Raw genomic sequence first — 14,408 nt, 5'->3', positions numbered from 1 at the left:
AAATACTGAAACTGCGAATCCAATCGTCGACGCTAGACGTGGCGTCGTAACACGGGGACGCTCTTGGCGAACCCGAAATTTATGCCAGTGACGTGTGTACGAGTCACCTATCGTGGTGTGGGTTCATAGCGGATAAGCCGGCGCTTCACCTTTGACAGTCACCCATTGCCACCGGGTAAACTCCTCCCAGTTGGCCGGGCCACCGATACTGGTACCGTTGCCAGATGCCCCGACTCCACCGAACGGGTTGATCACGTCGTCGTTGACGGTTTGGTCGTTAATGTGCAGCAGTCCTGTCCGTAGCCGATCACCCAGTTGGAGTGCGCGCCCCACGTCGTTGGAGACGATTGCCGCAGATAGTCCGTAGTCTGTATCGTTGGCCAAGGCAATCGCATCCTCGTCGTGCTCGAACGGAACGATCACTGCTACCGGCGCGAAAATCTCTTCGTGAAATGCAGGGTTATCGGGTTTTACGCCGCTAAGCACAGTCGGTTCGAAGAACAACCCGTTGTAGCTACCGCCTGTCTCGACTGTGGCGCCGGCGGCCTTTGCCGCAGCCACAATCCGTGCGGCGTGGTCGCGTTGGGAAACGTCGATTAGCGGACCGAGCGCGACATTGCCCTTGGCTGGATCGCCGACCGTCAGACCTCTGGCCTTGGCGACGAGTTTCTCGAGGAAACGCTCATAGATTCCGCGTTGCACCAGTACGCGACCGGTGGACATGCAGATCTGCCCTTGGTGGAGGTATACGCCCCAAGCGGTATTGGCGATCGCAAGATCCAGTTTGGCATCGTCAAGTACGATCAACGAATTCTTGCCGCCCAATTCCAGCGATACCTTCTTGAGGTGTTTGCCAGCCGCCTCGCCGACCTTACGTCCCGCCGAAGTGGACCCGGTGAATTGGATCATCGCGATGTTGGGATCGCAGGTCAGCGCGGCGCCCGCAGCCTCGTCGCCAGGCAACACGTGCAGCAGACCGGCGGGCAGCCCAGCCTGCTCGAACAGCCGAGCGATCACGAATCCGCCTGACACCGCAGTGCGCGGATCGGGCTTGAGTACTACCGCATTACCCAGCGCTAGCGCCGGTGCCACGGCTCGAATTGCAAGGTACAGCGGGAAGTTGAAGGGCGCAATTACGCCAACCACGCCGAGCGGGCGTCGCCGAGCCAACGACAGACGGCCCGATGCGGAGGGTAATACCTCGCCGATGCTGTGCGAGGGTAGCGCCGAAGCCTCATGTAATGCCTTGGCACTAATCGACGCCTCGAAGGTGGCTTTGAGCTGGACAGAACCACTCTCACGCATAATCCACCCGACGATCTCATCGGCATGTCGTTCGGCCAACTGCGCAACGTTGCGCAGTACTTGCGCCCGTTGTTCATATGGTGTTGCTGCCCAGGTTTGCTGGGCTTGCGCAGCAAAGAGAGCCGATCTTGCCACCATCTCGGCGTCGGCGAGACCGATGCGTCCGATGTGCTCACCCGTGGCAGGTTCCACCACGTCTGCCACCACTTTGGAGTCCTGCCATTGACCCGTGAACAGTTTGCCAGTCCAAATGTCTGGAGCGAGGAGAGGTGAAGATGACGGTAGATTCATATAGTTTCCTAATATTTTTTCGATTCCGCGTAACATTGCACAGCCTTGCCGTAGCGGTTGCATGCCATTGAGTTGTGTGGACATGGTCTTGGCATCGTAGGAATCTGATTGCCCTAATCGCTATAGGGAGTTTCCATTCCCCCGCGTGACACGCATTCAGATGGGGTTCGCGTCCAAGAGGTGTTCATTTTCTGAACGAGCTGCGTCTGCATGTACGGCTAGAAAAATGCGTGCCGTGGTCGATAAGTTTTGGTAAATGCGGAGAATGGATTCGAAGAAAGTAGCTGCCACGTACGACTGCCTTCGTACATCCGAACGGCAGTGCCTGCGGCGGATCGCTCGATGGGGGTGGCTGATATAGGAGGTATATCGCAGGCCGGTAGACAGGAACCGCTTCTGGTAATGTCCTGCTGCATTGCAGTTGGGGCGCGAGGCGGGGACATCAGCGATGCGGACGATGAAGCTGGATTCTGGGTTCGCTCAGCTATCGAATTGGAAGGGGCGGAATGTCCGCAGTCGATTCCTGTCTTGCGATGCATGATTTGATCGGGCTGCATATGGAAAATGGTGCGATAACGTCGCATGTGATAACTGTCGAAACGACGGCGCCGTGTTTGCTCATTGGTGAACGAATGGATGAGCTTTTTGACAAACTGATGCATCAGCCCGATGCGACAATTCGCTTCTTCGGGATATGGTCGCCGCCTCTAATGGAGATTTGGCCGATCAAGCGGTCCGGAGATCAAATGCTACGTAAGCGCTCCTCTTGTTCACGAGGAATCGCTTTGCCAGTCGACGCACAAATACAATCAGGTGGTTGCCGGCGGCGTCCTTCTGCTCGTGGCTATGAAGTTGATGATCGCATTAGTCAGGTTTGCGGCTGCATTGCGATGTGGCGAGTGTCCCCCATGTGCCAGTGTCAACAATTGCGAGGCTGGCACTAAGCGAGCTATGATTTCGATCTGAGCCATCGAGCCTTAATGGTCGTCGCGGGCCTGTATGGCGAGCAGTGGGCAGCGTATGGCGGATAGTTTGCCAACGATATTCCACCCCCGAAACGCGGGATCGAGCCAAATATTGCTCCGTCCATAAAATGCCGAGTCAACGTCATCGCGATAGCTGGTTAGCTCCGCCCGTAGGTTCGCGGTTTCAAATGGGATTCTCGTCTGGGAGATGCTTTCGACGGAGGTATCTTCCACAAACACGTGCGGCGCAATGCCGATTGCACCGGCAAGAGCGTGTGGGAGGGCGCTCGCGTATAGCAGAGTGATCGACCCACCGTCGCTGTGGCCGATGAGCCACATTCTCTCGCGTTCGATAGGGGGATGCCCGGGACATCGAGAAGCGCGGGCAGCACACACGTGCTTGCGTAGACATGAAATTGACAGGCCATTTGACGTGATGTGGACGTTGTGTTGAACGCCCATAGCCAGGGCGTTAATAGACCAGGTCGCGCACGCCGAGCAGATCGCACATCGTCTGTGGCAGTCACAACGCAATCGAAATGAGTCCTTCCTGCAAGAAGATAGCGATCGGCGCGTCAATCGCGTGAGTATTGAGCCAGCGGTATTCGATACGCAGTGGTCCGCGGGGAGGTGTGCCGGGTAGTACAGCAGATTCGTCATCAGCTCGCGAACAGTGATTGATGTGGACGTTGTCGCAGGATTGCGCATTGGTGTCCTTTATGGTTGTTCGCGCAGTTTGAAGCGCTGAATCTTGCCGGTAGCGGTCTCGGGCAGGTCATCGGCCTGGTCCCACAGACCTCACGACGGAAAATTGAACGCGTTGATGAAGAGCGCGACGCCGTGTGTCGGCGTACGCACGTGCTGCACGTTGAACGATTGATCCTTGCTCAACGGGACCGAACTGCCGTCGCGTAGCGCGTGGACATCGCTGAGCGATGTGCCGAGTTTCGCGTAATACGATAGCGTGAAAATGCCGCCGTCGATATCGACCGCTGAATCGATAGTATTTGGCTGATAGCTACCCCCTAAGTGATGCGTGCTTCTATGATGATGCTGAAGCATTTAGTTTTGGGGGGGCTTGCGTGAGTGGCATATTTAGTAACAACGATGGTCACTGATAGACCTGGCTGAATGCCTATTTTATGTGCCGAAATGAGATAAAATTTGCCGAAAGATGACTGGGCGATCCGAGGATCGGGCGAGTGTGTGGGGCAATGACTATTCCGGGCTGTAGATGAACGAAGGCGGGCACGAATACCAAGCTGGAGTTTCGTGCCTGCGGTTCGTTGGGATTCTGCTTAGATCGTGCGCCCGCCATCGACGGGAATCTCTATGCCAGTCAGAAAGGCAGCGCCGTCTGAAGCGAGGAAGACTGCGACCTGCGCGACATCGTCAGGCTCTGAGAGCCGTCCGAGCGGGATCGTGGCAATGAACCTAGCCCGGTTGTCGGGCGTGTCGGGTGCGCCAAGGAAGTTCTCCAGCATGGCGGTCGCACCGATCACAGGACAAATAGCATTGACACGTATGCCATCTGCAGCAAGTTCTACTGCCATGGCCTTCGACAGCAGGTTGACCGCGCCCTTCGATGCGTTGTACCAAGTTGTCCCGGGGCGTGGCCTGATACCTGCAGTAGATCCGATATTCAGGAGCACGCCGGAACGTCGTTCGCGCATGAGCGGGATAACTGCTTGGGCCATGTAGTAAATGGACTTCACGTTGACGGCGAAAATGCGATCGAACGTCTCCTCGTCGACTTCGAGCATCGGACGGCTCTTATAAGCAAGTCCGGCATTATTGACGACGATATCGGGTACACCAAAAATCTCCACGCAATGCCGGACGGCCGCAGCCACGTCGGCAGCGTTGGCGACATCGCAGCGGATCGCATTCGCACGATCGCCAAGTGTTGCCGCCAAGTCTGATGCAGCTTCTGCATTAATGTCAGCGAGTAGGACGCATGCGCCTTGTTCAACGTAACGCCTTGCAATTTGTGCACCGAAACCACTCGCAGCACCCGTCACAATAGCGATCTTGCCGTCTAGTAGTGTCATGCCTGTCTCCGATTGTTAAAACGATTGAAGAAACTCGCTCGATCCAGCGCATCGATGTGCACGTGACGTTAGCGAGATCGATGCTCGTATGATCGTCACAATCAGACAATCTGTCAATTTATCGGTGCGAAGTGACACGAGCTGCCTGGCGACCACCGCGGAGCACGGCTCTTCGAAGGTCGGTATCGATTTCGCGGACGGTGCCTTACATCGGCGCTTTAAAGCTCGCCAGCGGCTTCTACCTGACTACTCGTCCACTATCGGCGACATCGATGGCGGAGGAGGGGAATCACTGAATTGCAATACTATTGACGGATTGTATTACGGGAATATAATTGGTGATGGCGAAACGGTGGCGTGCCTATGTGCCCACCGTCCCGACTGATCCCGACCACTCAAAGGAGACAGGTCCCGCGGCGTTTGTCTTTACGGCATTGCGTGCGTGCGACTATTACGATGAAACAACCCCAACGAATCGGATTCGTAGGCCTCGGCATGATGGGCGCGCCAATGGTGCGGTGCCTCGCGCGCACGGGCTTCGATGTGTTTGTCGCGGACGCCGACGTGGCACGCGTCGCGTTGCTCGCGAGCGAGCAACGCATTACGGCGCTCAGTGTCGCGAGTGCCGAGCAGGTTGCATCGCTCGATGTACTTATTACTATGTTGCCGAACTCCGCCATCGTCGAGCGTGTCTTGCTGGGCGAGGGCGGCAAGCAGAATGATGGTTGGGCGGGCCGCTTGACCCGTGGTGCAGTGGTGATAGATATGAGCTCGTCCGAGCCCGCACGCTCACGGGACCTTGCCGCAATGCTAGCCCAGGCAGGGCTCGGTTACCTCGACGCCCCCGTTTCCGGGGGTGTCAAACGTGCGATCGAAGGTAAGTTGGCGATTCTTGTCGGTGGTGCAATCGAAACGCTTGAACGTTGTCGTACCCTGTTCAATGCCATGGGCAGCAGCGTGTTGCATATTGGAGCAGCGGGTACAGGCCACGCGGCCAAAGCGCTGAATAACTATGTGTCTGCGGCTGGGCTCGCCGCGACCGTCGAGGCGTTGCACGTCGCGCAGCGTTTCGGTATTGATCCGTCGATCATGACCGACGTTTTGAATGCATCATCCGGTCGCAGCAATACCTCGGAGAACAAGGTGAAACAGTTCATGCTGAACGGCACGTTTGCCTCCGGCTTTGCGCTGCAACTAATGAACAAGGATCTGAAGATCGCGCATGCATTGGCGGATTCGGTTGACTATCCGATGCGGTTAGGGGATATCTGCGTCTCACTCTGGAATGATGCGGCCACTGTTTCGACACCTACGACCGATCACACCGAAATGTATCGCCTGCTTGGAAGGAACTCGTGACTCATGGCTGATGTGGCATACCCTGCTTCAAATCACACCGCGCAGTTCTACATCGATGGCCAGTGGGTCGAGGCTGTTGAACCGACCTGGTTGGAAATGGTAGACCCGGCTACTGAACGTACCATTGGGCGGCTCGCACTTGGCAATTCAGATGACGTCGCCTTCGCCGTCGCAGCCGCGCGCCGTGCGTTCCCGGCATGGGCGGGAACGTCAGTTGTCGAACGCATTACCTTGCTTAAGCGCATTGTCTCGCTTTATGAGGCTCGCGTTGAAATGTTCGCCGAAGCCATGCGACTAGAGATGGGCGCCCCGATCACCTTCGCGCGCCATGGACAAGCCGCGCGCGGCCCCGCGCATCTGAAAACTCTGATCGATGTACTCGAGGAGTTTCAGTTCGAGACGACGCGCGGTGGCACACGGGTCGTTCTGGAGCCGATTGGTGTATGCGGGCTTATTACGCCGTGGAACTGGCCGGTCAACCAGATTGTCGTGAAAATCGCGCCGGCGTTGGCGGCGGGTTGCACGATGGTACTCAAGCCGAGTGAGTACTCTCCGCTCAGCGCGCTGTTGTTCGCTCAAGTGCTGCATGATGCAGGGGTACCGCCCGGTGTGTTCAATCTTGTGAACGGCGATGGTCCCGGCGTGGGTGCTGCTATTGCGAGTCATCCCGATATCGACATGGTGTCCTTCACGGGCTCGACGCACGCGGGTGTGCTCGTCGCGAAACTAGCTGCTGATTCGGTAAAGCGTGTTGCGCAGGAATTGGGCGGCAAGTCGGCCAACATCCTGCTCGACGATGTCGATCTCACGGGCGCCGTCACGCGTGGAGTGGCCGGCTGCTTTACGAACTCGGGGCAATCGTGCTCGATACCCACGCGCATGCTCGTGCCGCGCGCCTTGATGGACGAAGCGGCACACCTCGCGCAGCGTGCCGCCGCCACTTACCGTGTTGGCCCGACTGATGATCCCGCGACGCAGCTTGGCCCGCTCGTGAACCGTAACCAGTTCGAGCGGGTGCAGGCACTGATTCGGCACGGTATCGATGAAGGTGGACGTCTCGTGGTGGGTGGAGTGGGGCGGCCCGCTGGCATCGAAGCAGGTTTCTATGTGAAGCCTACCGTGTTTGCCGACGTCACGCCTGATATGACCATTGCGCGCGAGGAAATCTTCGGCCCGGTGCTTGCGATGATGCCGTATGACAGTGAGGAAGAGGCGATTGCCATTGCTAACGGCACCGACTATGGTCTGGCGGCTTACGTGCAGTCGCAGGACATCGAGCGCGCGCGTCGTGTGGGGCGCGCCATGCGTGCGGGAGGTGTGCATTTGAATTATCCAGCACCGGATTTCCATGCGCCGTTCGGCGGCTACAGACGTTCCGGCAATGGCCGGGAGTGGGGCGAGGCGGGGTTGCGCGAGTACCTCGAAACGAAAGCGATGGTCGGCTATGAGTCGCATTGACGTCATGATGAGCATTGCCGTGCCATGAGCTCGCGCATTCATCAAAAAATTTCCATTTTTTAATTGTATGACAATGTGATTGTATTTTAGAATGGCGAAATAACGGGTGCGGATTGGGTCGGCGCCCGTGTTTGCATCACTGAGTGAGGAAGAAGGGCATGGAACATAACGAAAGATTCGAAAAGGGTTTTGCCAATCGCAAGATGGTTTTGGGCGACACGCACGTCGAAAAATCGTGGGCGAATGCCGACGATTTCAACCGGCCCATGCAGCAGTTTGTGACTGAGGCGTGTTGGGGCGATATCTGGGGCGATGAGACACTGCAGTTCAAGACACGCAGTCTCCTCAATCTCGGCATGCTGACAGCGATGAGCCAGCACCACGAACTCGCCGTGCATGTTCGCGGTGCACTGCGAAACGGAGTGACAAAAGAGGAGATCCGCGCGGTGCTGATGCACGCGGCGATCTATTGTGGCGTTCCTCTCGCGCTCGCGGCATTTCGCGTTGCCTCCGACGTAATGCGTGCCTGGGAAGCAGAGATCGCAGCCAGTTGAAGAGTGCAACCGGACAAGTAAAAGGAGACACCCATCATGAAAATTCGCGCAGCCGTGCTCGACCAATCGGGATTGCCTGCACCGTACGCCCAGTCACGCCCGCTTTCAGTGCAGACAGTCGATCTCGCGCCGCCTGGTCCCGGCGAGGTACTGATCCGCATCGCGGCAGCGGGCATTTGCCATTCCGATCTGTCGATCGTCGACGGCGTACGGCCTCGCCCGCTGCCGATGGTGATTGGTCATGAGGCGGCTGGTATCGTCGAAGAGGTCGGTGCAAATGTCGGACATCTGAAGAAAGGCGATCACGTCATTTCGGTGTTTGTCGCCGCGTGCGGTCATTGCAATCCTTGCGCAAGTGGCCGCCCTGCGCTCTGCGAACCAGGCGCGGTTGCAGGTGCGGCGGGCGGGCTGCTTGCCGGCGGAAGGCGTCTTTCACGCGATGGCGTGCCGCTCAATCATCATTCGGGAGTTTCCGCGTTTGCGGAATATGCGACTGTGTCGTGTCATTCGCTCGTCAAGGTCGATCGCGATATCTCGCTCGAAGATGCAGCGCTTTTTGGTTGCGCGGTTCTGACGGGCGTCGGTTCGGCGGTCAACGCCGCGCGTATTCAGCCTGGCTCAACGGTTGCGGTGATTGGCCTCGGTGGCGTGGGGCTGGCCGCGCTGCTCGGTGCGGTGGCCGCGGGTGCAGCGCGTATCGTTGCGATCGATGTCAATACAGACAAGCTTGCGCTCGCCGAAGCGCTCGGCGCTACGGACGTGTTCGATGCGAAGTCATCCGACGTGGCCGAAGCTGTGCGTGAAGCGACGCGCGGTGGTGTGGACGTGGTGCTCGAGACCGCGGGTGCAGGCTCTGCGCTCGAACTTGGCTATGCGATTGCGTGCCGCGGCGGAGAATTGGTGACGGCGGGCCTGCCGCCGCCTATGACGCGTTTCGCGATTCCTGCAGTCTCGCTGGTCGCTGAGGAGAAGTCGATTCGCGGCAGCTACATGGGTAGCAGCGTGCCATCGCGTGATGTTCCGCGCTACCTCGACCTCTATCGACGCGGGCTGCTGCCCGTGGACCGCCTCGTCACACACCGTCTCACGCTCGAGGAGATCAACGTCGGAATGGATCGTCTACGCGAAGGGAAGGCCGTGCGGCAGATCGTAACGATGTAATGAAGACCGATGCGACGGCGCAGCGAGCCGTCGTCGTTCGGCACCCGCGCATTTGCTTGGCGAGCGTATCGCGGCTTGGCGCCGACAGAACAAATAAGGAGACGCAGCATGGAAACAGGTTTAAAGGTGTCGTGCGCGGCCGACGGTACGCCTGCGACGGCCAGTATCGGCAACTCGACGCTGCGAGTGATTGCCGCGGCCTCGATTGGTACGGTATTTGAATGGTATGACTTCACACTGTATGGAGCGCTTGCAACGGTGATTGCCAGCCGTTTCTTCGCAGGTGTCGATTCCGTCACCGGTTTCATATTTGCATTGCTTACGTTTGGGGTTGGTTTCATCATGCGTCCGGTCGGTGCGGTCGTGTTTGGTCGCATCGGAGACAAGATTGGACGCAAGCGTACGTTTCTGGTGACGATCGTCATCATGGGGCTTTCGACGGTTGGCGTTGGCTGCCTGCCTGGCTATGCATCGATCGGCATCGCGGCGCCGGTGATCCTCATCATGCTGCGGATGCTGCAGGGCCTCGCGCTGGGCGGCGAATACGGCGGTGCGGCAACGTACGTGGCCGAGCATTCGCCGGCGCGTCGGCGGGGTATCAATACGTCGTGGATCTCGGCGACGGGAACGATTGGTCTGTTGATGTCGTTCGTCGTCGTGCTCGCGGCCCGCGCGCTCACGGGCGAGCACTTTGAGACTTGGGGCTGGCGCCTACCGTTCATCTTTTCGGTGCTGCTGTTGTTAATCTCGGTGCTGATCCGCATGCATATGGAAGAATCACCAGCGTTTCAGGCGCTAAAGAGCGAGAATCGCTTGTCGCGCGCTCCGCTTACGGAAACGTTCCTCGACTGGGCCAACGTGAAACGGCTACTCGTCGCACTGTTCGCGATTTGCGGCGGCATGACCTGCGTGTATTACACGGCAGTATTGCTGCCGACCTTCTTCCTCACGCACACGCTCAAGGTAGAGGCGACCGAAGCAAACGTGGTGGTGACGCTTGCAACATTGGTTTGCACGCCGCTCTTTCTCGTGGCGGGTTGGTTATGCGATCGTTTCGGCCGCAAACCCGTGCTGTTGACCAGTTTCCTGCTCACGGCATTGACGCTGTTCCCGATATTCCATGCGATGACACGCTACGCGAATCCGGCGCTGGCCGAGGCTCAAGCCAGTGTGCCGGTATGGGTCGAGGCCGATGGGCACACCTGCTCGTTCATGTTCAATCCAACCGGTTCGCGCAAGTTCACAAGTTCCTGCGACATCGCGCGCGAAGCGCTGACCGAAGCCGGTGTGAGCTATGAGACGCGCGATGCCGCACCGGGCCAGCAGGCAACCGTTCACATCGGTGCGCATAGCTTGCCGGCATACGATACGACCGGCCTGACGAACGATGACGCAAAGGCGCGGTCGGTGATGTTTGGCGCATCGTTGCGTGGTCTGCTCGACCAGGCTGGTTTCCCACGTTCCGCGTCACCCGCGCGTTTCAACAGGCCGATGGTGTTTGCGCTGCTGGTTCTGCTACTCGCGCTCATGACGCTCGCGTTGGTTCCAACAGCCCCCGCGCTTGTGGAAATGTTCCCGACACGCATTCGCTACACATCGATGTCATTTCCGTACCACTTCGCGAGCGGCTGGATCGGAGGACTGTTGCCGACGTTTTCCTTCGCACTTTCCGCGCAACGGGGCAATATCTACTTCGGCCTGTGGTATCCAGTCGCGTGGATAGCGCTCTCGTTCGTTATCGCAGTATTTTTTCTGAAGGAGACGAAGGATGTCGATCTCTCCGCGGATTACTGACGTCTCCGCACCGACAAGCCGAAAACGCGATGCCAGCTTGGCGACAAGCGGTTAATGCGGGCATCGCTGAGTGAGGAGGTTCCAAAGCCTGCACGCAAACGTAGCGAGACCGAAAGGGGCGCTCGCCCCTTTTTTATATCGCGCTCCTTCGAACCCACTCGCGCGTTCCAAGTCGACCTTGTGAGCATTGTTTCAGTCAGGCGCATCAAGTCATCCCTACTGCTAGATTCCTCGGCGCCGACCAATAGGACGAACGTCGTGTATCGGAGATGTCTGAAGGCACAATCGTACCCACACGCGTGGCCCTTCCTACAACCGTGTCGCAAAAATCCGTGAGCGGCGCCCAGCGACGAATGAGCGAATGGCGTTCTCACATGGGTTATTCGAGATGGACCAACCGCTGTTCTCGACAGCGGATCAATTTCGGCCACTGCCCGCGCCGATGGCGATACTTTTCCGAGTCGGTTTTCTGCCACGGCGCCAGGCGACTGCGCAGGTGCCAGCGTACGGATGCGCCTTGAGTGCGCGGGTGTCGTATCAACGTCGCAATCGCTGTTGACGCTCAACTGTCCATTTCATAGCGCGGATCTCTGCAACGAACAGCTTTCCCGTCAGCGTGTCGCAAGCAACTCGGGGGGAGTGTGCGGTTTTCGGCACGTTCTTTTCTGCGTTGATGAAGTACCGTCTCAGGTGCGCCCGATATCCGAGGTGCAAGAGGTCCCGACGCCGATCAAACAACAGTACCCCGGGACGCTCGACCGGGCGACCATCAACAAGCAACTTGCTACGCTCAAGAAAGCGATCTTTGAACTAACGCTAGGCGGTGAAATGAACCACTACTTCGGCTACGAAACGGGTGAAGCCAAGCCGGCTGGCAGCGCCCATCACCGCAACGGACCGGGCCGTAGACGCCTTATGGCCGACGGTGACACGTTCGACGTCGAGATTCCGCACGACCGTGAAGGTACCTTCGATCCGATGCGGATCGCTAAGGGCGAGCGATGCTTTACTGGTTTCGACGACAAGATCATCGCGATGCACGCGCGTGGCATGAGCGTGGCATGAGCGTGTGGAAGATTTAGAGCTTCCTGCTGGAAGTGTGCAGCATCGAAGTGTCGCGGGACTCTATCAGCCAGGGGGATCGACGAAGTCCAAGAGTGGCCGCAGTGCCGCTCAAGCCGAAGTATCCGGTCGTGTTTATCGATGCGGCGCGAGTGAAGATCTGAGGCGATGGCTTCCGCCGCGACGGGTGTACGAATTGGCTCAAGGGCGACTGCTGAGGCAATCGGGATCGAGGGAACGCCTCCGGCTGCGAATATGGGGGCTTGAGATTTGGGAAGATCGGTTAATTGACGGATTGACAAGAAATGTCAGATTAACATATTGTCTGCAAATCTGCTTATGTGTCGGTCGTGTTGAACGATCGAATCGAGCGGACGCCATGCATTGAGATGTCGGCGATACGAAGGCTCGCAAATGCAGAGCGTAGACGGAGCCCCGTGAGCGCGGGGCGAGAGATGACCAATAAGAGCACAGGCGGAGACAAAGATGAATCGAGTGGCACGAGCGGGCGGGTTTTCCGTACCGGAAACGACGCGTAGCGGCATGTTGAAGGTTGTCGCAGCAGCGTCTCTAGGAACCGTCTTCGAATGGTACGACTTCTACCTGTACGGATCGCTAGCGGCCGTTATTGCGAAGAAATTCTTTAGCGGCGCAGATCCATCCGCAGCGTTTCTGTTTGCACTGTTAGCCTTTGCCGCAGGCTTTCTGGTTCGGCCGTTCGGGGCGTTGGTGTTTGGGCGATTGGGCGACTTGGTTGGTCGAAAGCATACTTTTCTCGTCACAATCCTGATCATGGGTGGCTCTACGTTGTGCGTTGGTCTGCTGCCGGGCTATGCAACGATTGGTATCGCTGCGCCAATCATTCTCGTTGTTCTTCGAATGCTTCAAGGGCTCGCACTAGGCGGAGAGTACGGCGGTGCTGCAACCTACATTGCGGAGCATTCCCCGCGCAGCCGTCGTGGCCGCAATACCTCATGGCTGCAGACAACCGGTTCAGTGGGCCTGTTGCTTTCGCTCGTGGTTATTCTTACGGTTCGCGCGCTTACGGGCGATAAATTTGACGATTGGGGTTGGCGTATCCCGTTTTTGTTTTCCTTGATTCTCTTGGCAATATCGACCTACATTCGTTTGTCGATGAAGGAGTCACCCGCATTTTCAAAAGCTAAGCAAGAGGGCAACCTGTCGAAGGCCCCCGTGAAGGAGGCGTTCGGGAGGTGGGCAAACCTGAAGATCGTTTTGATCGCGTTGTTTGGGATCTGCGTCGGAACACCGGTCGTCGTCTATACGGCGATTTTCTATCCTATCTTCTTCCTGACAGAGACCCTCAAGGTCGACCCACAAACCGTCAACGGCGTCATGCTTTCGGCGTTGCTTGTTTCACCATTGTTTTTTTGGTCCTTTGGCACACTGTCAGACTACATTGGTAGAAAGCCGGTTATTCTGTGCGGCTATATTTTGGCTGCAACCACATTCTTCCCGATCTTCAAGGGCATCACACACTTCGCAAATCCCGCGTTGGCACACGCACAGCGCGTTTCGCCGATCACGGTACATACCGATACGACCCGTTGTTCATTTCAGTTCAACCCGACAGGTACACGGACATTCACGACGCCCTGCGATATTGCCCGCAGAACGCTATCGATCAGCTCGGCCAGTTACGCAACTGAAGCGCTTCCTGTGGGTTCCCCGACGTGGATCAGCATTGGCAACGAACGATTCGAAGTCTACGATGCGACGACTTTCTCGGGAGATGAGCTCAAGCGCGTTGACGGGGAATTCAAGCACTCCATCCGAGCGGGGTTGGACGCTGCGGGTTACCCGCACACGGCCGATCCGAAGAGTTTCAATTGGCTTGCCGTTTTTGGTCTTTTGCTTTTACTGATGGTGTATCAGGGTATGGTGTATGGGCCGGGGGCCGCAGTGTTAGTCGAAATGTTCCCAACCAGAATACGGTACACGGGCTTGTCGGTACCGTATCACGTCGCTAATGGTTGGATTGGTGGTCTGTTGCCGACGTGCGCCTTTGCTTTGGTGGCTCAGACCGGGAACATTTACTTCGGGCTGTGGTATCCCGTTTGCTGGATTGTGGTCGCTGCGGTAGCGCTGATTCTCTTCTATCGAGAGTCGAGGCTTAACGACATCAATGTCTGAGCGGTCCGTGGGCATGCCGTGCGCACATCAAACGACAGTGTCCAACGTTCCCCTTTCGTTGCTCATGTGCGGCTTTTCTATTAGCGCTTGTGCGGCGAATGTTGCAAAGTTGATGCGGTCGTGTCGATACATGGCCGCTGCCCAAGGACGAATATTCTCCACGATTGCGTTTCTCAAACGGCTGGGATTCGTGACATTCGGGTCAAAGAAACTCCTATGGTTGGCCGCGGGTGTGAGCGTCATGCGCAAAACGG

Annotated in this window: 9 protein-coding genes and 4 pseudogenes; 7 read left to right on the top strand and 6 right to left on the bottom strand. The window is 57.5% G+C overall.

Annotation, left to right across the window (positions count from 1 at the left end):
- Positions 1 to 123 precede the first annotated feature (123 nt).
- The 4 genes and pseudogenes from PQR40_RS29040 to PQR40_RS29025 all read right to left on the bottom strand — a co-directional run bounded on the left by PQR40_RS29040 (position 124) and on the right by PQR40_RS29025 (position 4,612).
- Complete coding sequence (locus tag PQR40_RS29040; protein WP_408510373.1) at positions 124 to 1,596, bottom strand: vanillin dehydrogenase; 1,473 nt, start codon at positions 1,594 to 1,596, stop codon at positions 124 to 126.
- Between the two features lie 809 nt (positions 1,597 to 2,405).
- Positions 2,406 to 3,243: pseudogene (locus PQR40_RS29035) on the bottom strand (alpha/beta fold hydrolase).
- A 119-nt stretch (positions 3,244 to 3,362) separates the two neighbouring features.
- Positions 3,363 to 3,560 (bottom strand): annotated as a pseudogene (locus PQR40_RS29030) (3,4-dehydroadipyl-CoA semialdehyde dehydrogenase); the annotation flags it as partial.
- A gap of 299 nt (positions 3,561 to 3,859) precedes the next feature.
- Positions 3,860 to 4,612 (bottom strand): glucose 1-dehydrogenase, encoded by a 753-nt coding sequence (locus tag PQR40_RS29025; RefSeq protein WP_408510372.1) that lies wholly within the window; start codon positions 4,610 to 4,612, stop codon positions 3,860 to 3,862.
- Positions 4,613 to 5,068: 456 nt separating this feature from the next.
- Between PQR40_RS29025 and PQR40_RS29020 the strand changes: the two genes are divergently transcribed.
- From PQR40_RS29020 to PQR40_RS29000, 5 genes are all read left to right on the top strand, one after another.
- Positions 5,069 to 5,971 (top strand): NAD(P)-dependent oxidoreductase, encoded by a 903-nt coding sequence (locus PQR40_RS29020; RefSeq protein WP_408510371.1) that lies wholly within the window; start codon positions 5,069 to 5,071, stop codon positions 5,969 to 5,971.
- A 3-nt stretch (positions 5,972 to 5,974) separates the two neighbouring features.
- The gene (locus PQR40_RS29015; RefSeq protein WP_408510370.1) at positions 5,975 to 7,429 is read left to right on the top strand and encodes an aldehyde dehydrogenase family protein; all 1,455 of its coding nucleotides are present in this window, start codon (positions 5,975 to 5,977) and stop codon (positions 7,427 to 7,429) included.
- A gap of 158 nt (positions 7,430 to 7,587) precedes the next feature.
- The gene (locus PQR40_RS29010) at positions 7,588 to 7,983 is read left to right on the top strand and encodes a carboxymuconolactone decarboxylase family protein (protein ID WP_408510369.1); all 396 of its coding nucleotides are present in this window, start codon (positions 7,588 to 7,590) and stop codon (positions 7,981 to 7,983) included.
- Positions 7,984 to 8,019: 36 nt separating this feature from the next.
- A complete protein-coding gene (locus tag PQR40_RS29005; protein WP_408510368.1) occupies positions 8,020 to 9,144 on the top strand; it encodes a zinc-binding dehydrogenase in 1,125 nt (374 codons plus the stop codon).
- A 9-nt stretch (positions 9,145 to 9,153) separates the two neighbouring features.
- Positions 9,154 to 10,938: an MFS transporter gene (locus PQR40_RS29000; protein ID WP_408510367.1), complete on the top strand. Its 1,785-nt coding sequence runs from the start codon at positions 9,154 to 9,156 to the stop codon at positions 10,936 to 10,938.
- A gap of 309 nt (positions 10,939 to 11,247) precedes the next feature.
- Here the strand turns inward: PQR40_RS29000 and PQR40_RS28995 are convergent.
- A pseudogene (locus PQR40_RS28995) lies at positions 11,248 to 11,337 on the bottom strand (hypothetical protein); the annotation flags it as partial.
- 291 nt (positions 11,338 to 11,628) lie between these two features.
- Here PQR40_RS28995 and PQR40_RS28990 point away from each other — a divergent pair.
- Positions 11,629 to 12,000 (top strand): annotated as a pseudogene (locus PQR40_RS28990) (transposase); the annotation flags it as partial.
- Between the two features lie 543 nt (positions 12,001 to 12,543).
- Positions 12,544 to 14,154 carry an MFS transporter gene (locus PQR40_RS28985; protein WP_459252663.1) on the top strand — a complete coding sequence of 537 codons (1,611 nt, stop codon included), beginning with the start codon at positions 12,544 to 12,546 and terminating at the stop codon, positions 14,152 to 14,154.
- A 27-nt stretch (positions 14,155 to 14,181) separates the two neighbouring features.
- Here PQR40_RS28985 and PQR40_RS28980 read toward each other — a convergent pair.
- Positions 14,182 to 14,408, bottom strand: a 227-nt coding sequence (locus PQR40_RS28980; RefSeq protein ID WP_408510365.1) for a hypothetical protein, incomplete at its 5' end; no start/stop codon positions are given.

The organism is Paraburkholderia sediminicola, assembly GCF_046026855.1.
Taxonomy (GTDB): domain Bacteria; phylum Pseudomonadota; class Gammaproteobacteria; order Burkholderiales; family Burkholderiaceae; genus Paraburkholderia; species Paraburkholderia sediminicola_A.
Note: the sequence above shows the minus strand (reverse complement) of the source record. Positions and strands in the feature narration are given on the sequence as shown.